Source organism: Microbacterium sp. 2MCAF23 (assembly GCF_052115565.1).
Classification (GTDB): domain Bacteria; phylum Actinomycetota; class Actinomycetes; order Actinomycetales; family Microbacteriaceae; genus Microbacterium.
The window spans coordinates 104884-122617 of sequence record NZ_JBFRGY010000010.1 but is presented as its reverse complement, the minus strand read 5'-3'; the positions used below and the strand labels follow the sequence as shown (position 1 = coordinate 122617).

The following is a 17734-nucleotide window of genomic DNA, read 5'->3' as shown; positions in this document are numbered from 1 at the left end:
ATCCGTTGAGGCACTCTACCACCGCGGCCCGTCCGGCGGGTGAGTTCCCTCCTGACGGGCCGCGGCGATCGAGGATCCGGCGCTACTCCACGAGCTTCCCGGCGGTGTCCACCTCGCGGATCAGCGCGTCGATCTCCGCCGGGATCGACGGGATCTCCTCGCGTACGACGCCCGTGGACGGCGACCACACCAGGTTCACCTGCAGGGCCGGATCCATCGCGGGGTAGTCGCTGCGGTTGTGGCAGCCGCGGGTCTCGCGGCGCTCGAGCGCCGCCTCCAGCGTCGCCCGTGCGGCGAGGGCGGAGGAGCGCAGGTCGAACGCGTGCGCGAGATCCTGGAACCCGGCGATGTCGGGGTGGATCCCGATCCGCGTCATCCGCTCCTCGATCGCGTCGAGTTCGGCGAGGCCCGCGACCAGTCCGTCCTCGTTGCGGACGACGCCGGCGTGCGCCGTCATGGTGTCGCGGATCGCCCGCTGCAGGGCTCGCACGTTCTCCGGGCCGTCGGCGGCGAGCATGTCGTCGATCTCCGCCCGCGCACGGCGCACCGCGACGGTCGAGCGGCGCTGCGCGTCGAGTCCGTAGGCGTGCGCGACGGCGGCGCGGCCGGTGATACGGCCGAACACGAGCAGCTCGATGAGCGAGTTGCCGCCGAGCCGGTTCGCGCCGTGCAGACCCGAAGAAGCTTCGCCGATCGCGTACAGCCCGTCCACGTCGGTGCGGTGGTCCTCGGGGCGCACCCAGACTCCGCCCATCGAGTAGTGCGCGGTCGGTGCGATCTCGATCGGGTCCTTCGTGATGTCGAGCATCTGCAGCTCGAGCATCGTCTGGTACACGCGCGGCAGGCGGGTCATGATCGTCTCGCGGGGCAGGTGCGAGACATCCAGCCAGACGCCCCCGTTCCGGGTGCCCCTGCCCTCCGCGATCTCCGTGTACGCGGCCAGCGCCACGCGATCGCGCGTGGAAAGCTCCATCCGCTCCGGGTCGTACTTGCTCATGAAGCGCTCACCGAGGCCGTTGCGCAGAATGCCGCCCTCGCCGCGCGCCGCCTCGGAGACCAGTGTTCCCGCCTCGCTTTCCGGTTCGATGATGCCGGAGGGGTGGAACTGCACCAGCTCGGGGTCGCGGATCCGCCCGCCGGCCTCCACGGCCAGACGGAACGAGTCGCCGGTGTTCTCGTCGCGGCGCGACGACGTGCGCCGCCAGATCCGGTTGTGGCCGCCGGCGGCGAGGATCACGGCGTCGGCGTGGATGAGGTAGCGCTCGCCGGAGACCAGGTCGAAGCCGTAGGCGCCGAAGATGCGGGGCGCGGTGCCGCCGTCGGGTGCGGCGACGTCGTCGACCAGCAGGCGCGTGATGTAGACGGTGTCGAGGATCGGGATCTCGAGCTGTTCGGCGCGGTCGACGAGTGCGCGCTGGATCTCGAGCCCGGTGTAGTCGCCCGCGAACGCGGTGCGGCGAAAGGTGTGCGCGCCGAAGAAGCGCTGCGAGATGCGGCCGTCGTCCTCGCGGGCGAAGCCCATGCCGTAACGCTCGAGGTCGCGGATGCCCTCTTCCGCGCCTCGTGTGACGATCTCGACCGTGCGGGGATCCGCGAGGAAATAGCTCTCCTTGATCGTGTCGGCGGCGTGCTGCTGCCAGCTGTCCTGCGGATCCATGGTGCCGAGGGCGGCGTTGATGCCGCCGGCCGCGAGGGAGGTGTGGGCGTCGTGGCGCGGGCGCTTGCCGACGGCGAGCACGTCGACGCCCTGCTCGGCGACCTCGATGGCCGCGCGCAGTCCGGATCCGCCGGTGCCGATCACGAGCACAGTCGTGGAGACGAGGCGCTCGTGGGTGGTGTTCTCAGTCATGGCTTCCACGCTAGGAATCCGCCGACGATTACTCCAATGCATAATGCCGCTGGACTGAATGCCTCTAGGCTATGGCCATGAACCTCGAGCAGCTCCGCGGATTCGTCGAGATCGCCCGGCTCGGCAACTTCACCCGGGCTGCCGAGGAGCTGCATCTCGCGCAGCCTTCCCTGAGCCGGCAGATCTCGACGCTGGAGCGAGAGCTCGGATCCGAGTTGTTCCATCGCGCGCGCGGGCACATCTCGCTCACAGCCGCGGGCGAGGTGCTGCTGCCGTACGCCCGCCGCATGCTCGCCGATGCCGCCTCGGTGCGCCGGGAGATGGCCGAGATCGCGGGACTGCGCCGGGGACGGGTGCGCCTGGGCGCTCCACCGTCGCTGTGCGCGAGCATCGTGCCGGAGGTCGTGGGCGCGTTCCGTGCCGCACACCCCGGGATCGAACTGGAGATCACCGAGCGCGGCTCGCGGGGGCTCGTGTCCGCGCTGGCCGAGGGCGCGCTGGACCTTGCGCTCCTCGCCTCCTCGGATGCGGCGGCGGCCTCTCCGGTGAGCCTCACCCGTACCGCGCTGCTGGAAGAGGATCTCGTGGTGATCTCGTCCGCCGCGCAGTCGCCGGTGAGCCACGGCCGGGCGATCGCGCTCGCCGCGGTCGCGGATCTGCCGCTCATCGCCTTCCCGCGCAGCTATGAGCTGCGCGCCGCGACCGATGCCGCCTTCGCCGGATCGGGGCTGACCGCGGAGGTGGTCGTGGAGGGGCCGGAGATGGACACCGTGCTGCGCTTCGTGGAGCGCGGAGTGGGCGTCGCTGTCGTCCCCGCCATGGTGGCGCTCGACCGCCCGGGCTTGGGCGCCGTGCCGCTGGCCTCGCCGAAGCTGACCCGCACGGTGAGCCTGGCGCACCGCGCCGACATGGCGCCGACGCGAGCGGCCGCGGCCCTCCGCGACACCATCATCGCCACCGCCGATGCGCTCGTCGGATCCGGCGGCTTCGTCGCGAAGGCGGTCTGAGTCCGCTCCGGCTCGTCCTCTCCGAGCGTCGCGCGGATCAGGATCCGGAGAGCACGTCGCCGAGGACGCGTGCGGCCTCAGGGAAGCGCTCCGGGGCCGCTCCGGAGTAGTTGAGTCGGACGAACGCACCAGACGGCTCTGCGGGGAACCACTCCGACCCCGGCGCGAGGATCACGCCGCGCACCGCGCACTCGCGCACGACCTGCTCGGCGTCTCCGCCCTCGGGCAGGCGCACCCACAGATTGAGCCCGCCGCGCGGCACCGTCTCGACGCTCGCGGTCGGGGCGTGCTCGTGGAGCGCGTCGAGCAGCAGATCCCGGCGGGCCCGCAGCTGCTCCCGCAGGCCGCGCAGATGAGCGCGCCAGGCGGGCTGTGTGACGACGTCGAGCGCCGCGGCCTGCAGCAGCCCGCTGACGTACATAGACTCCGCGGCGCGATCGGCCAGGATGCGCTCCCGCGCAGGCCCGCGGGCGATGACCGCCGCGACGCGCAGGGCGGGCGACACGCTCTTGGTCAGCGAACGGAGGTAGATCACATGGCCGTCGTCGTCCTGGAGGGCGATCGGACGGGGATCCGCGTCGATCGCGAGGTCGTGCGCCCAGTCGTCCTCGATGAGGAACGCGCCGTGCTGTCGCACGATCTCGAGCACGGCGGTCCTCGTCGTCTCGGACCACATCGCGCCCGTCGGGTTCGCGAACGTCGGCTGGGCGTAGAACCCGCGGGCGCCGGTCTCGGCGAAGGCGCGTTCGACGGCATCCGGATCCGGCCCATCCGGACCGGCGGGGACGGGCACGAGCTCGACGCCCGCCTGCGCTGCCGCGAGGATCGCGCCCCAATAGGTGGGCGATTCGATGAGCAGAGGCTGGCCGACGCCGACCACGGCGCGGAAGATCGAGCTGAGCCCGCTCTGGCTGCCGGAGATGATGAGCGCGTCTCGGGCGGATGCCGGGGTCACACCGACCGGAGCGGCAGCGGCGAGCTCCCCGGCGAACCATGCCTGCAGCTCGGGGGATCCCGCCGCGGGGGAGCGCAGCACGGCCGCCTCCAGGCGGGCTGCGCGGGCGAGCGCCTGCCGGACCAGGCGTTCGGGCAGCAGTTCGGGAGCCGGGTAGCCGGAATGCAGTGCGATCGCATCGGGGGCCGCGGAGCGCTGGGTCGAGGAGAGCAGAGGCATCCGCGACGGCAGCGCCCCGAGGGCCGCGGTCTGCCAGGAGTAGTCGGCGGGTCGTGCCGTGCGCATCGCGCGGGCGAACGTGCCGACCCCGGGCCGGGTCTCGATCAGGCCGAGTGCGGACAGTCGGCGCATCGCCTTCTGCACCGTCACCGGGCTGGCCCCGTGCTGGAGCGTCAGCTCCCGATTCGAGGGGAGACGGGCGCCCGGCGCCGCACGTGCGATCCACTCGCGCAGCGCTGTCACGATGCGCTCGGTGCTATCCTGACTCATGAAAGAACAGAGTAGCGTTACTCAACCGCCACGCCAAGCGTTTTCCCTCCCTCCTGGGCTCGGCTGGGGTCTTCTCGGGGTCGTGGCGTTCTCGTTCACGGTGCCGTTCACCCGGGTCGCCGTCGGCGGGCTCTCTCCGCTGTTCATCGGCTCCGGCCGTGCCGTGGTCGCCGCTGTCCTCGCCGCGTCCGCCCTCGCTCTCACACGGCAGAAGCGGCCGACGGCGCGGCAGTGGCTGCGCGTGGCGGTCGTCGCCGGCGGCGTCGTCGCGGGCTTCCCCCTGCTCACGTCCTTCGCCCTCACGTCGGTGCCGGCGAGTCACGGTGCGGTCGTCATCGGGTTGCTCCCTGCGGCGACCGCCGTCGCCGCGGTGGTGCGCACGGGGGAGCGCCCCGCCCGGTCGTTCTGGCTCTTCGCCGCCCTGGGCGCCCTGACGGCCATCCTGTTCGCGGCGCTGCAGAACGGAGGCCTCGGTGAGCTGCGGCCGTCCGACCTGCTGCTGTTCGGCGCGGTGCTCGCCGCCGCGATCGGCTACGCGGAGGGCGGGCTGCTCGCGCGGGAGCTGGGGTCCTGGCAGACCGTGTCCTGGGCGCTCGTGCTCTCGGCGCCGCTCATGCTCGTGCTGGCGAGGTTCGCGCTCGTGAACCGACCGCCCGACGCGACACCCGTGCAGTGGCTCGCGTTCGCGTACCTCGCGGTGGTGAGCATGTTCCTCGCCTTCTTCGCGTGGTACCGGGGACTCGCGATCGGGCCGATGGCGCAGGTCAGCCAGATCCAGCTCGTGCAGCCCGTGCTGAGCATCCTCTGGGCGGGGATCCTGCTCCGCGAGCAGCTCGGCTGGGCCACCATCCTCGGCGGACTCGCCGTCATCCTGTGCGCCGCGCTCGCGGTGCGCACCCGCCTTCGGAAGGACTCCTGATGCGTCACACCCCTCGCTACCTGATGACCGAACCGAACGAGGTCAAGCGGCTGATCCGCGCGCACCCGTGGGCGACGTTCGTCTCGCACACGGCGACCGGGCTCGTCGCCTCGCACTACCCCGTGATCCTGGACGAGGCCGCCTCCGCCGGCGATGAGATCGTGATCGTCAGCCATTTCGGTCGCCCCGACGAGCAGCTGCACGAGCTCGGTGCGCACCAGGTGCTCGTGATCGTGCAGGGTCCGCACGACTACGTCTCGCCGAGCTGGTACGCGCCGGGCGACCTCGTGCCGACCTGGAACCACGTCACGGCGCACCTCTACGGCACGCCGGAGATCCTCTCCGATGAGGAGAACTACGCGATGCTCGGCCGGCTCACCGATCATTTCGAGCAGCACCGCCCTCATGGCCGCAGCCTGTCCGAGGACGAGGAGGGCACCCGCCGGATCGCCCGGGGCACAGTCGGTCTGCGGATGTCCGTGGATCGCTTCGACGCCCGGGCCAAGCTCAGCCAGAACAAGACGCCCGAGGTGCGCGACACGATCGCCGCCCGCCTGGACGAGAGCAACCCCGCCCTCGCCGTCGAGATGCGGCGCCGGCGGGGTTGATCCGTCCGGTCAGTGTCCGCAGGTGCAGCCGTCCCCGCCGCCGCAGCATGCGGATCCGTTGCCCGCGACAGCGTGCGCCTGCGACGACTCGGGCACATCCATCCCCGGGTTCTGATCGAGGAATCCGTACGGCCGGAACGCGAAGCCGGCGGTGTCGACCGGCATGATCGGCCAGTCCTCCGGGCGCGGGAAGTGCGTGAGCCCGAACGTGTGCCAGAGCACCAGATCCGCGCCGTCGGGCCCGTCGAGCGGTGCGTCCCCTGCGGAGTAGGCGGGCAGACCGGATCCGCCCTGGTGCGCGTTGGGGAATCGTCCGGCCGGCCACAGCTCGCCCTCGCGGTGCGCGGTCGCCCACAGGTGCTTGGTCGCAAAGGTCGCGCGCGCGGCGACGGACGACGCGGGATCGGCCATCAGAAGCGCGGTCGGCTGCGGCACGAGCTGGTAGGCGGTCGCCCGTCCGACGGCGTTCGTGTGCGAGGCGCTCTGCACCTCCCATACCCGGGCGACCGAGGTGTCCGCCTCGCGCTGCGCGGCGGATTCCGAGCCGAGCACGGTCTCTGTCCAGCTGAACGCGTTGCCGAACGGGTTCTCCGGACCCATCGGCACGCGCTGGGCGTCGACCTCGAGGAGGCGGTTGTCCGTGCCGTCGACCGCGACGTCGAGCCGCGCGCAGAACAGGTGCTGGTGCACGGGCGCGAACACGCCGGGCGCGAGCTCGGTCGCGTGCCGCTGCGGGATCCCCGGCTCGCCCGCGCCCACGAACACGATGCCCGTGGCCTTCGCGACCACTTCGATCGTGCCGTCCAGGCCGAAGTTCCAGTAGAAGCCGTAGTCGTAGTTGCCGATCGTGGAGAAGTACGACACGACGAAGCGGCGGGAGCGGCGCACCTCGGACCGGCCCTGCAGATCGGTGTGCTTCCAGAGGATCCCTGCGTCCTCCTCGTGCATGCAGATCACGTTCGGGATCCGCACCGGGTGGCCCTGGTCGTCGGCGACGTAGCCGTCCAGGTAGCGGATCACGCCGAGGCAGTCGCAGCCCAGCTCGAGGTGGTTGGCGTTCTTGCCGAGCAGGTACTCGCCCGCGTCGAAGTAGCTGATCCAGAACCGTCCGGCCGCGGTGTCGCCGTACGGGACGACCATCTCGGGCACGCTCGCGCGGCTCAGCACCGGGCGCCCGTCGAAGCGCACGTCGTGCAGCACGAGGCCCTCGCGGGCGTTGAAGCTCACCCGCATCGACCAGTTCTCCCACTCCACGAGGGATCCGGCGACCGAGAAGCTCGGGCCCTCGGGCTGCACGATCTCGATCGGCTTGAGGCTCGTGCGCGCCTCGCCCTGCACCTCGGGGTAGTAGTTGCCGTGACCTGCAGGCACCGGCACGTCTCCGTGGTCCTCGACCCGGATCACCGCGTTCGACGTGAGGTCGATGTGCACCACGAGGCCCTCGACCGGGTGCGCCCACGGCGAGTCGAGCTCGTCGTATCGGAGGAACGTCAGCGAGCGGATCACTCGGCGCCCGACCTCGTCGGCACGTCCGGTGAAGCCCGGGGCGAGGGGGGCGCAGAACGCCAGGTCGATGTGGTCGGCGAGCCCGCGGCGCTGCATCGCGGCGCGCCACTCGGGGGAGGCCTTCGCGATCGCCTCGGCGCGCTCGTACTCCTCGAAGAGGTACTGCGGCTGGCCGTACGGCGGTGCGTCGTTCGGCACCCGTTCGGCACGGATGACCTCGCCGCGGGTGATCGAGACGACGACATCGGTGGCGACGCCCGTCGCCGTGTCGAGCAGAGTGGCGTCGACTCTGCGGTCGATCGGAGCGCCGGGCCGCCAGGCCGCGAGCTCCTGCCGGGTGGGCTCGTCGGGCAGCAGCATCGGCACCCGCACGGTGTCGCCGAGCAGGCCCGCTGATGCGAGGATCGCGCGGGCGGCTGCGATCTCGGGGCCGGCGAGGGGATCCAGCGGATGGGGCGTCGGGATGGCGTCGAGCGTGATCGGCTGCGGGGCGTGGTGGGGCATCGTCGACCTCTGCGGTTTAGTTGAGCGCTTGCTCAAGAAACGGGTTGGCTCGATGATAGGCCGCGCAGGGGCGCGGGCGCAACGGGCGGATCCGCGCGCCGTCACGGGGTGCAGCGTGTGACGATCGGCACAGCGTGTGGCGATCGGCACACGGATCGGCGCCATTCCTGTGCTGATCGTCACGGAGTGTGCCGATCGTGACACGGCGTGGGCCGGCTGTGGTCCCTCAGGCGCGCCAGGGGTGCAGGATCGCCGCGAGCACGCGCAGGTGCGTGGCAGCGTCCGCCGGCTCGGCGACCTCGACGATCTGCTGCCCGTACGTGATCGCGCGCAGGAGTGCCAGTATGTCGTCGAGTGGAGTGTCCGCCCGCAGTTCGCCGTCGGCGACGGCCTGTTCGAGTGCTTCGGAGGTCTCCGTGCGCCAGAGCGGGATCGTCGGAGCGGACGCCTCGGCGGTGGGCGCGATCGAGGCGAGGCGCCCCCAGAACCCCACGACGACATGCGCTTCGGTGCGCGTGGTGGCGTCGACCGGCAGAACCTCGCGCATGATCGCCTCCAGGCGTGCGAGCCCGCGCAGGCCTTCGGTCGCCGTGCGGATCCGCTCCTCGGTACGGCGGGTGACTTCGGCCGCTGCGGCGCGGATCACGTCGTCGAAGCCGTCGAAGTAGTGCCACAGGGACCCGACGGCGACGCCCAGCTCGCGCGCCACGGCCCGCGAGTTCACCCCGTCGTGGCCGTCGCGGGCGGCGACGGCCAGCAGCGCCGCGGCGATGTCGCGCCGGCGCGCGTCGTGATCGACGACTCTGGGCATGCATCCATCCTGGCGCAGATTCCGCGATGGTCGTCCGCGCATCCGGGTGGCGCCGCGGATGGATCCGGTCTGGCCAGTCACCGATCGGTCGTCGAGATCCGGATGCCTCCCGGGGGTATTGTTTTTGAGCGTTCGATCAATAACACTGTTCGGATGCTCCACATGGCAGCGACGGTGCTGATGATCGGATCCGCGATCGCCGCGGCGGCGTGCTGCCTCGGTGCCGGACGCGTCGTGCCCAGCGCGGTGCCATGGCAGGCGCGGCAGAGCGCCGTGGTGATGGCCCTCGGCATGGTCGCCTTGTGTGCGGGCGGCCACGACGCCCGCATCCTGCTGCTGGTCGCGGTCTCGGGGATCGTCTCCGCGATGCTGGGCGTGGCGGGAACGCGCGGGCGGACGCACGCCGACGCCTGCTTCCACCGCGCGCTCGGCGGCGTGGTGATGGCGGTGTGCGCTCTGGCGATGCTGCGTACCGAGGTCGTCACGGGCGCGAATCCGGGCTCGACCGGCGGCGTCGCCGCGGCGGCGGCCGCGGGTCCTGGGCATGCCGGTCACGGCGGGATCGTGCCGCTGTCCGTGGTGGCGGCGACCGGAGTCACCGTGCTGCTCGGGCTCATGCTCTTCGCGCGGGTGCGGCACCGTACGGTTCTGGGCCGTGCCGCAGCGGTCGGTGCTCGCGCGACAGCGAGCGTCGTGGCTGTCGCCGCCGGTGGCGCGTCTTCCGGTCGCGGGGTGACGCGGGGGAGCGGGGTGCTCAACGGGCGGATCCTGCTCGAGGCGGAGGGCGCGGCGATGGCGGTGTCCATGGTCGTGATGGGCGCGATGGTGCTCGTGATCTGAGGTGCATGCGGCGCCTCGCAGCCCGGCTTCCCGCATATCGTTCGGATCCCGTACATTCTGATGCATGACCTTCTCCGGCACGGCTGCGATCGACCTGGGTAAATCGCTGTGCCGCGCTCGGCTGACGAACGACGGGGACGGGATGCGCCGCGAGGGCGGGGGCGCGCCGGGACTGGCGGCCCGCGACGGTGTGGCGCTGGCTCTGGCCTCGATCCTGCCGCTGCTGGCCGACCTCTGCCCGCAGCGGATCGGCGTGGGTGCGGCGGGAGCGCTATACGCACCGACGGAGGCCGGCGCGCTCGCCCGCGCGATCGCCGACGACCGTGGTGTGCCCGTCGCCGTCACCTCTGACGTGGTCACGGCGCACGTCGGCGCTCTCGGCGGCGAAGCGGGCGTGCTGCTCATCGCCGGCACCGGCGCGGTCGCGCTGGGCGTCACCGCCGACGCGTATCGCAGCGTGGATGGCTGGGGGCCGGACCTGGGCGACTTCGGCAGCGGGTCCTGGCTCGGACGCGAGGGCGTGCGAGCGGTGCTCCGCGCCAGGGACGGGCTGGGGCCGGAGACGGTGCTGACAGACGTGCTGACCCTGCTCATGGGCGAGGAGACGTCGCCCGTCGCGTGGCTGGGAGGCGCCGCGGCGCCGGCCCGGTTGCTGGCGACCTTCGCACCCGCCGTGCTCGACGCCGCCGACCAGGGCGACGCAGCCGCGCGCACGATCCGCGACGAGGCCGCCCGGTTGCTCGCCGAGACCGCGCTCGCCGCGTCCGGTGGATCCTCCCTGGTGGCCCTGCACGGTGGCCTGACCTCGCACGACGGATTCCGCGCTGCAGTCTCATCCGCACTCGAGACCCGCGGGCTCGAAGCCGCCCCCGCCCGCGGCGATGCCCTCGACGGCGCCGCCATGATCGCCGAGGGGCGCGCCCCTCTCCACGAAAGGTTCGTGCACCGTGCCGAATGAGAGCCTGCCCGACGAAGCCCTGCCGACCGATGCCGCGGCGACCGACGATGCCCGACTCGCGGCGCTGATCGGGGAGCTGTCGCACCTGTCCACCGAGCAGGCCGACACCTCTCGCGGCGATCTCGATCTGCTGTCGACGCTCGACCTCGTGCGGGCGATGAACGCCGAGGACCGGCGGGTGCCGGAGGCGATCGCCGCCCAGGCCGATCGGATCGTCGAGGCCGTCGACGGCATCACGGAGCGCTTCCGGCGCGGCGGACGGCTGATCTACATCGGGGCGGGGACTGCGGGGCGCGTCGGGGTGCTCGACGCCTCCGAATGCCCGCCCACGTTCGGCACGGATCCGAACATGGTCGTCGGCATCATCGCCGGCGGCGAGACGGCGATCCGCAACGCCGTGGAGAACGCGGAGGACGATGACGCCGCTGCCGCGGAGTCGTTGCGCGCCCTCGGACTGGGCGAGAACGACACCGTCGTCGGGATCTCGGCCTCGGGGCGCACGCCCTACGTGCTCGGCGGACTCAGCTATGCGCGCGAGGTGGGCGCCTTCACCGTCGCGATCGCTGCGAACGCCGGATCCGCCATCGGCGCTGCCGCCGACGTGCCGATCGAAGTCGTCGTCGGCCCCGAGTTCGTGACGGGGTCGACCCGTCTCAAGGCCGGTACGTCGCAGAAGCTCGTGGTGAACATGCTCACTACGCTGTCGATGATCCGCCTCGGCAAGACCTATCGCGGCGTCATGGTCGATCTGCAGGCCACGAACGAGAAGCTGCGGGCCCGGTCGGTGCGAACCCTCATCCAGCTCAGCGGCGCGGCGCAGGACGATGCAGTGCGCGCACTTTCGGAGGCGGGCGGATCCGTCAAGCTCGCCCTGCTGATGCTCTTCACCGGCACGTCCGCAGAGGTCGCCGCCCCTGCGCTCGCCGCGTCGGGCGGCGTGCTGCGCGATGCGATCGCCGCGCTGAGCTGAGCTGAGCTGAGCTTCGGCATTCAGGTCGCAGTTTCTGCGCCAAAACGGGCGTCCAAAGGACCAAAAGTGCGACCTGAACACCCTCGACGGGACGCTGGGGACGCGCAACGGTCGCGAGAGCAAGCGATCTCAGCTCGACCGTCGTGCCGCCGGGCGCACGGCGAACCACGCGATCAACGCCGCCACGAATGCAGCGGCAGCCATCGTGACGCCCATCGTCATCGCGTTCGCACCGCCGATGCCGACGGCGAGCGGTGACAGCAGCGGCCCGACCAGGAACGTCGACATGCCGAGCAGGGCGGAGGCCGTGCCGGCGCGGGCTCCGTGATGCGCGAGCGCGAGGGCCGACGAGTTCGGACCTCCCAGACCCGCACAGAGCATGAATCCGACGAGCGCCGCGGCGAATCCCCAGACACCTGCACCGAGCAGGGCGAGCGTCGCGAGGACGACGGTGGCGATCGCCGTCGCGGTGACGCCCAGCAGGTAGACGCGCAGCGGGCCGGTGCGGCGCACGATCAGCCGGCTCGCCTGGCTGCCCGCGATGTTCGCGAGTGCGCCGAGTGCGAAGGCGAGGCTGAACCCTTGCGGATCCAGCCCGAACTCATCCTGCAGCACGAACGAGGTCATCGACAGGTAGGTGAAGAACGCCACACCGCCGCCGGCCCCCGCGCACAGCACCGCGAGGAACAGGCGATCCCGCAGGACGGCGCCGGTGTGCGCGCCGAGCTCTCGAACACCGCCCGCGTGACGATCGGAGGGTTCGAGCGTCTCGGGCAGCGCGAGGAGCACGACCAGCAGGAGGGCGACGCCGATCCCTGCGAGCACGCCGAAGATCCCGCGCCAGTCCATGATCCGTGCCAGCTGGCCGCCGACGACGGGCGCGACCACCGGGGCGGCCCCGGAGACGAGGAACAGCAGCGACAGCATGCGGCTGAGCTCTGCGCCCGCGAATTGGTCGCGGGCGATGGCGAGGCAGATCACGATGCCGGCGGATCCGGCGAGTCCCTGCAGGAAGCGAGCGATCAGGAGCACTTCGATCCCCGGAGCGACCGCGCACACGAGCGACAGCACCGCGAAGGCCGAGACGCCCACCAGGAGCGGACGGCGCCGGCCGAAGCGGTCGCTGAGCGGCCCTGCAGCGAGCTGGCCGAGTCCGAGACCCACCATGCACGCCGACATCGTGGCCTGCGCCAGCGCGTCGCTCGTGCCGAGTGCTGTGGCGAGCTGCGGCAGCTGCGGCAGGTACAGGTCCATCGACAGCGGGCCGAACGCCTCCAGCAGGCCGAGCACGAGCATCGCGCGCAGCGTGCTCATGCGGGGGCGGGCGAGCACCCCGCTCATCCGTCGAGCCGCAGCACGCGGCGCAGCCAGCTCTCGCGTGCCGCGTTCGCGGCGACCGACACCACGGCGTCGGGGGAGAAGCCGTGGAACCCGTGATAGCCGCCGGCCCAGACGTGCAGTTCGGCCTGCCCGCCGGTGGCCCAGATCCGGGAGGCGTAGTCGACGGCCTCATCGCGGAACGTCTCGGCCGCCCCGACCTCGATGTACGCCGGGGGGAGGCTTGCGAGATCGGTCGCGCGGGCCGGCGCCGTGTACGGCGACACCAGGTCGGTGAACCGGTCCTCGCCGGCGATCGCGGTCCAGGCGGTGTCGTTGTTGTTGCGGTCCCAGGCGCCGATGCCGTCGTACTGCCGAGCGGACACGGTCTCGTTGCGGTCGTCGAGCATGGGGCAGCCCAGCAGCTGGCCGGCGAGCCGCGGGCCGTTGTGGTCGCGGGCGAGAAGGGCCACCGCGGCGGAGAGGCCCCCGCCGGCGCTCTGCCCGGACGCGATGATGCGCGCCGAGTCGATCCCGAGCTCGCCGGCGTGCGCGGCCATCCACTCCAGCGCCGCGTAGCAGTCCTCCGCCTGTGCCGGACCGGGATGCTCCGGGGCGAGGCGGTACTCGACCGCAACGCCCACGACGCCGTGCCGCTCGGCGAGGTCGATGAGCTCGGGCGTGCCGAAGAACCGAGTGCCGAGCACCATGCCGCCGCCGTGGATGGACAGCACGGCGGGGGCCGGGTCCGCCGCGGGGGCCGCGGGGGCCGCGGGGCGCACGATCGTGATCTCGACGTCGGGGGCGCCCGCAGGCCCGGGGATCGACCGGTCCTCGAAGGTCACGGCCCTGCCCTCGGCCTGCACCGCGATCGGCGGGATGATCGTCGCGAAGTGCGCGCGGTTGGCGAGGATCGTGTCGGCGCGCAGCGGGATGATCTCGACGAGGTCGAGGAACGCCGCGAGCCCGTCGACGAGCTCGGGGTCGTAGGGCACGGGGGCGACGGATCCGATCGCGGTCTCGCTCGCGGCCATCATGCGCCCCAGATCCGGCGCAGCCAGCTGGCCCGCGCGGCCAGCGCCGCCCGGGAGATCTCGGCATCGGGCATGTACATGTCGAAGCCGTGCGCGCCGCCGCCCCAGACGTGCAGCTCGGCCTGTCCGCCCGTGGCCCAGATCCGCAGTGCGTACTGGGTGTCCTCGTCGCGGAACATCTCCGCTTCGCCGACCTCGATGAACGCCGGGGCGAGGTGCGAGACGTCGGCGGCGTGGGTCGGCGCCGCGTAGCCGGAGGCCTCGGGACTGAACGCCAGGTCCTCGCCGAGCAGGCACGACCAGGCGAGCAAGTTCGCCTCGCGCTGCCAGGTGCCGATGCCGTCGTACTGCAGGCTCGACACGGTCGTGTTCGTGTTGTCGAGCATCGGGCACAACAGGAGCTGCCCGGCCAGTGCGGGTCCCTGCCGGTCGCGGGCGAGCAGGGCGACGCCGGCGGCGAGGCAGCCGCCCGCGCTGCCGCCGCCGACGATGATCCGGTCGGCGTCGACGCCGAGCTCCGCGGCGTGGGCGTGCAGCCAGAGCAGCGCGGCGTAGCAGTCCTCGAGCCCGGCCGGGGAGGGGTGCTCCGGTGCGAGCCTGTACTCGACGTTGACCGCGACCGCGCCGTGCTCCGCCACGATGTCGACCACGCGGCCGCTCTCCCAGCTGCGGTGTCCGACGATCTGGCCGCCGCCGTGGATGTTGACGAACCCGGGGCGGAGCGATCCGGCCGCGCCACGAGGCCGGAAGATCGTGATCTCGATGTCGGGCGCCCCGGCCGGACCCGGGATCACGCGGTCCTCCCAGTCGATCGGACGCCCGGCGATCACCGTGTCGTTGTCGGGGAACATCGCGTCTGTGCCCTCGCGGGGCAGGGTCTCGCGGGTGAGGGCGGGCGGCGGGTTCAGCGCGATCGCGTCGAGCACGATCTGCACCTCAGGGTCGAACGGGACCGGGGGCACGGTCGGATAGCCGGCGGCGGTGACGGTCATGCGGTGCTGCCTTTCGGTGGATACGGGAAGTTCAGGGACCTTCGGGATCGACGACGTCGCGGTCGGCCCAGAAGGGTTCGACGAGGCGGCGCAGCTCGGCCGATCCGACTCGGTCGACGAGCGCCGCCGCATCGAGGTTCGCGCGCAGCTGCGCGATGCTCGAGGCCCCGAACAAGGTCGTGGTGAGCGCAGGGTGCGTGAGCGTGAAGGCGATGCCGAGCTGCGCCGGCGTCACCTCGAGCGACTCCGCGAGCGTCGTGAACGCCGGGACGTCGTCGACGATGCGCTGCCGGATGCCGCCCGGATCCCGGCCGATCTGCCGCTCGCCGTTCACCTTGCCGGCGAGCACTCCGCCCTCCAGGCAATCCGAGGCCTGCAGGGTCAGCCCCTGCTCCCAGAGCCGCGCGAACGGCTCGCCATCGGGAATGGACCGGCGCGAGACGCTGTACTTCAGCTGAGCGATCTGCGGACCTGCGACTCCCTCCGCGGCGGCGATGTCGATCAGCGCGTGGATGGATCCGGCCGACCAGTTGTTCACGCCCCAGGCGCGGATCAGCCCGCGATCCGCGAGGCCGGCGAGATCGAGCACGAGGTCGCGCAGTTCCAGGTCCTCCCGGCGCAGGTCGCCGAGGATCACCAGATCCGCGTGCTCCGCGCCGACGCGGAACAGGGCGTTCTCGAGCTGCGGGCGGAAGCCGTCCGCGCCGAACGCCTCGAGCCACAGCTTCGACGACAGCAGCCACTCGTCGCGGCGGAGGCCCGCCGCGCGGACCATCGCGCTGAAGATGACGTCGGTGAAGGCGGGCGGCATACCGGGCCCGGTGTAGACGCCGACGTCGAAGAGGTTCACGCCGCGGTCGACGGCCTCGCGGAGCATGGCTGTGGCGTCGCCGAAGTCCATGCGGTCATAGGTGTGCCAGGACCCCAGCGAGAACAGCGAGGCGTGGATGCCGCTGGTGCCGATCTCGCGGCGGGGAAGTGTCGTGGTCATTGTGGTCCTCACAGCCGGGGGTCGATGACGGCCTTGACCTCATCGAGGTGGTGCATGTTCGCGATCTTCTCGGAGGCCTGGGCGAGTCCGACGGGGGCACTGAACAGCTCGTCCCACGGGTAGCGGTCGGCGAAGGCCTGGAAGAAGTCGATCGAGCGGGCGTAGTCGGCGATGTCGCCGTTGAGCGAGCCGACCATGGTCAGTTCCTTGCCCATGAGCGTGCTGACCGGGAAGGCGTCCCCGACGGGGCCGGTGGATCCGACGATCACGACGGTGCCGCGCTGCGCGGCCATGCCGACGGCGTCCGGCCCCACACTCGGGGCGCCGGCGAAGTCGAACACGTGGTCTGCGCCGCGTCCGTCGGTGAGCTCCATGACCTGGGCGACGACGGGGCCGTCGCGGAAGTCCACGACCCCATCCGCGCCGAACCGCGCCGCGAGTTCGAGCCGCGCAGCCGGTGCGCCGACGGTGATGACACGCCCGGCGCCCGAGATCTTCGCCACGGCGGTCGCGAAGATGCCGAGTGCGCCGGCGCCCTGCACGACGACCGTGGAGCCGGGCCGGATCCTCCCACCGCGTTCGAACGCGCGCAGCACGGTCTTCGCCGCGCAGCCGGCCATCGAGGCCCAGGTGTCCTTGACCGCGTCCGGCAGCAGCAGCTTCGCCGCCCCCGGCGTGACGTAGGCGTACTCGGACAGGCCGGCGGTGGCGAACGGCGGCACGTCGGAGCGCTGCAGGAAACCGTAGCCGCGCCGGGAGCAGTGCACGGGCTCGCGCAGCACGACGCAGCCGTAGCACTCGCCGCAGGTCGACTCGGACCACCCGATCCGGTCGCCGATGTGCAGCGACCGGCCGAGCGCGTCGACGGTGCCGTTGCCGAGGGCGACGATCTCGCCGACCATCTCGTGGCCGAGTACCATCGGCAGCATGCCGGGGAAGGTCATCCTGCCCTCCCAGATCTCGATGTCGGTGCCGCACAGGGTCGACACCGCGATCCGCACCAGCGCGGCGCCGGGCGCGACCTCGGCCGGGAGCGGCAGATCCTGCAGGGTGAGGGGCTGACCGTGCTCCGTGAGCACGGCCGCGCGGGTGGTGGTGGGGATGGTCATGCGGATCCTTCCGGGATCAGGCGCTTCGACAGGCTCAGCGACCATGTTTCAGACGAGCAGCTGGCCGCCGTCGACGGGGACGGAGACGCCGGTGATGTGACTCGCGGCGTCGCCCGCGAGGAAGACGACGAGCGGCGCGACCTGCTCGACCTCGGCGATCGTGCCGAGCGGGATCCGCGCCTCCCAGGCGGCGCGCGCCTCGGGGTCGGTGGCGAAGCCGGCGGTGAGCGGGGTGAGGATCGGGCCGGGCGCGACCGCGTTCACGCGGATCCGGCGCCCGGCGAGCTCGATCGCGGCGGTGCGGGTCATAGCGTCGACGGCGGCCTTGGTCATCTCGTAGTGCCCCATGCCGGGCGTGGGCTGGCGCCCGCCGATCGACGAGGTGTTCACGATCGCGCCGCCGTCGGGCAGGCGCGGGGCGAACTCGCGGAGCATGAGGAACGTGCCGCGGATGTTCACGGCCACGGCGGCGTCGAAGACCTCGAGCGGGACCTGCTGCTGGGTGCCGCCGCCGAGCACGACGCCGGCGTTGTTGACGAGCACGTCGATGGTGCCGAGTGACTCTCCCGCCGCGGCGACCGAGGCGGGATCGGAGATGTCGAGCGCGAGTGCGGTGGCGTCGAGCTCCGCAGCCACCGCGGCCGCGGCGTCGGCGTTCACATCGCCGATGATCACCTCGTCTCCGGCCTCGCGGAAGGCGGCGGCGATGCCGCGGCCGAGCCCGGAGGCTCCTCCGGTGACGAGAATGCGGCGGGGGGAGATGGTCATCTCACGTCCTCTCTGACGGGGCATCTCCGTTATATTCTACAAGCATAGAAAAACGCAACCCGGGATCCCCCTGGTCGTTGAGCGAGGACGGCGAAGCCGCCCGAGAC

16 protein-coding genes are annotated in these 17734 nt (G+C 71.9%); 6 read left to right on the top strand and 10 right to left on the bottom strand.

The window, feature by feature from the left end; genetic code table 11:
- Window positions 1–82: 82 nt before the first annotated feature.
- Complete coding sequence (locus AB4078_RS11760) at window positions 83–1849, bottom strand: FAD-binding protein (protein ID WP_441977291.1); 1767 nt, start codon at window positions 1847–1849, stop codon at window positions 83–85.
- A 77-nt stretch (window positions 1850–1926) separates the two neighbouring features.
- On the opposite strand from AB4078_RS11760, the gene AB4078_RS11755 reads away from it, so the two are divergent.
- Window positions 1927–2856, top strand: coding sequence for a LysR family transcriptional regulator (locus tag AB4078_RS11755; RefSeq protein WP_441977290.1), 930 nt, complete (start codon window positions 1927–1929; stop codon window positions 2854–2856).
- 37 nt (window positions 2857–2893) lie between these two features.
- On the opposite strand, the gene AB4078_RS11750 is transcribed toward AB4078_RS11755, so the two are convergent.
- Complete coding sequence (locus AB4078_RS11750; RefSeq protein ID WP_441977289.1) at window positions 2894–4300, bottom strand: aminotransferase-like domain-containing protein; 1407 nt, start codon at window positions 4298–4300, stop codon at window positions 2894–2896.
- Between AB4078_RS11750 and AB4078_RS11745 the strand changes: the two genes are divergently transcribed.
- Window positions 4299–5219: a DMT family transporter gene (locus tag AB4078_RS11745; RefSeq protein WP_441977288.1), complete on the top strand. Its 921-nt coding sequence runs from the start codon at window positions 4299–4301 to the stop codon at window positions 5217–5219. The genes AB4078_RS11750 and AB4078_RS11745 overlap by 2 nt on opposite strands.
- Complete coding sequence (locus AB4078_RS11740) at window positions 5219–5827, top strand: FMN-binding negative transcriptional regulator (RefSeq protein WP_441977287.1); 609 nt, start codon at window positions 5219–5221, stop codon at window positions 5825–5827. Before AB4078_RS11745 ends, AB4078_RS11740 begins: the two co-directional genes overlap by 1 nt.
- 9 nt (window positions 5828–5836) lie before the next feature.
- Here AB4078_RS11740 and AB4078_RS11735 read toward each other — a convergent pair whose 3' ends face one another.
- Together AB4078_RS11735 and AB4078_RS11730 are read right to left on the bottom strand one after the other, a co-directional pair.
- Window positions 5837–7837: a primary-amine oxidase gene (locus tag AB4078_RS11735; protein WP_441977286.1), complete on the bottom strand. Its 2001-nt coding sequence runs from the start codon at window positions 7835–7837 to the stop codon at window positions 5837–5839.
- A 226-nt stretch (window positions 7838–8063) separates the two neighbouring features.
- Complete coding sequence (locus AB4078_RS11730; protein ID WP_441977285.1) at window positions 8064–8648, bottom strand: TetR/AcrR family transcriptional regulator; 585 nt, start codon at window positions 8646–8648, stop codon at window positions 8064–8066.
- Window positions 8649–8801: 153 nt separating this feature from the next.
- Between AB4078_RS11730 and AB4078_RS11725 the strand changes: the two genes are divergently transcribed.
- The 3 genes from AB4078_RS11725 to murQ all read left to right on the top strand — a co-directional run bounded on the left by AB4078_RS11725 (window position 8802) and on the right by murQ (window position 11416).
- A complete protein-coding gene (locus tag AB4078_RS11725; RefSeq protein WP_441977284.1) occupies window positions 8802–9488 on the top strand; it encodes a hypothetical protein in 687 nt (228 codons plus the stop codon).
- A 64-nt stretch (window positions 9489–9552) separates the two neighbouring features.
- Entirely contained in the window at window positions 9553–10446 is an 894-nt protein-coding gene (locus AB4078_RS11720; protein WP_441977283.1) for an N-acetylglucosamine kinase, read from the top strand.
- The gene (murQ, locus tag AB4078_RS11715; RefSeq protein WP_441977282.1) at window positions 10436–11416 is read left to right on the top strand and encodes an N-acetylmuramic acid 6-phosphate etherase; all 981 of its coding nucleotides are present in this window, start codon (window positions 10436–10438) and stop codon (window positions 11414–11416) included. Before AB4078_RS11720 ends, murQ begins: the two co-directional genes overlap by 11 nt.
- 129 nt (window positions 11417–11545) lie before the next feature.
- Here the strand turns inward: murQ and AB4078_RS11710 are convergent, their stop codons facing one another.
- The 6 genes from AB4078_RS11710 to AB4078_RS11685 are packed head-to-tail and all read right to left on the bottom strand — an operon-like array spanning window position 11546 to window position 17627.
- Entirely contained in the window at window positions 11546–12757 is a 1212-nt protein-coding gene (locus AB4078_RS11710; protein ID WP_441977281.1) for a multidrug effflux MFS transporter, read from the bottom strand.
- Window positions 12754–13770 carry an alpha/beta hydrolase gene (locus AB4078_RS11705; protein WP_441977280.1) on the bottom strand — a complete coding sequence of 339 codons (1017 nt, stop codon included), beginning with the start codon at window positions 13768–13770 and terminating at the stop codon, window positions 12754–12756. Before AB4078_RS11705 ends, AB4078_RS11710 begins: the two co-directional genes overlap by 4 nt.
- Window positions 13767–14759, bottom strand: coding sequence for an alpha/beta hydrolase (locus AB4078_RS11700; RefSeq protein WP_441977279.1), 993 nt, complete (start codon window positions 14757–14759; stop codon window positions 13767–13769). The genes AB4078_RS11705 and AB4078_RS11700 overlap by 4 nt, the downstream gene beginning before the upstream one ends.
- Before the next feature lie 31 nt (window positions 14760–14790).
- The gene (locus AB4078_RS11695) at window positions 14791–15750 is read right to left on the bottom strand and encodes an aldo/keto reductase (RefSeq protein WP_441977278.1); all 960 of its coding nucleotides are present in this window, start codon (window positions 15748–15750) and stop codon (window positions 14791–14793) included.
- Window positions 15751–15758: 8 nt separating this feature from the next.
- Window positions 15759–16859: a zinc-binding dehydrogenase gene (locus AB4078_RS11690; protein ID WP_441977277.1), complete on the bottom strand. Its 1101-nt coding sequence runs from the start codon at window positions 16857–16859 to the stop codon at window positions 15759–15761.
- Between the two features lie 48 nt (window positions 16860–16907).
- Window positions 16908–17627 carry an SDR family NAD(P)-dependent oxidoreductase gene (locus tag AB4078_RS11685; protein WP_441977276.1) on the bottom strand — a complete coding sequence of 240 codons (720 nt, stop codon included), beginning with the start codon at window positions 17625–17627 and terminating at the stop codon, window positions 16908–16910.
- Between the last annotated feature and the right edge of the window lie 107 nt (window positions 17628–17734).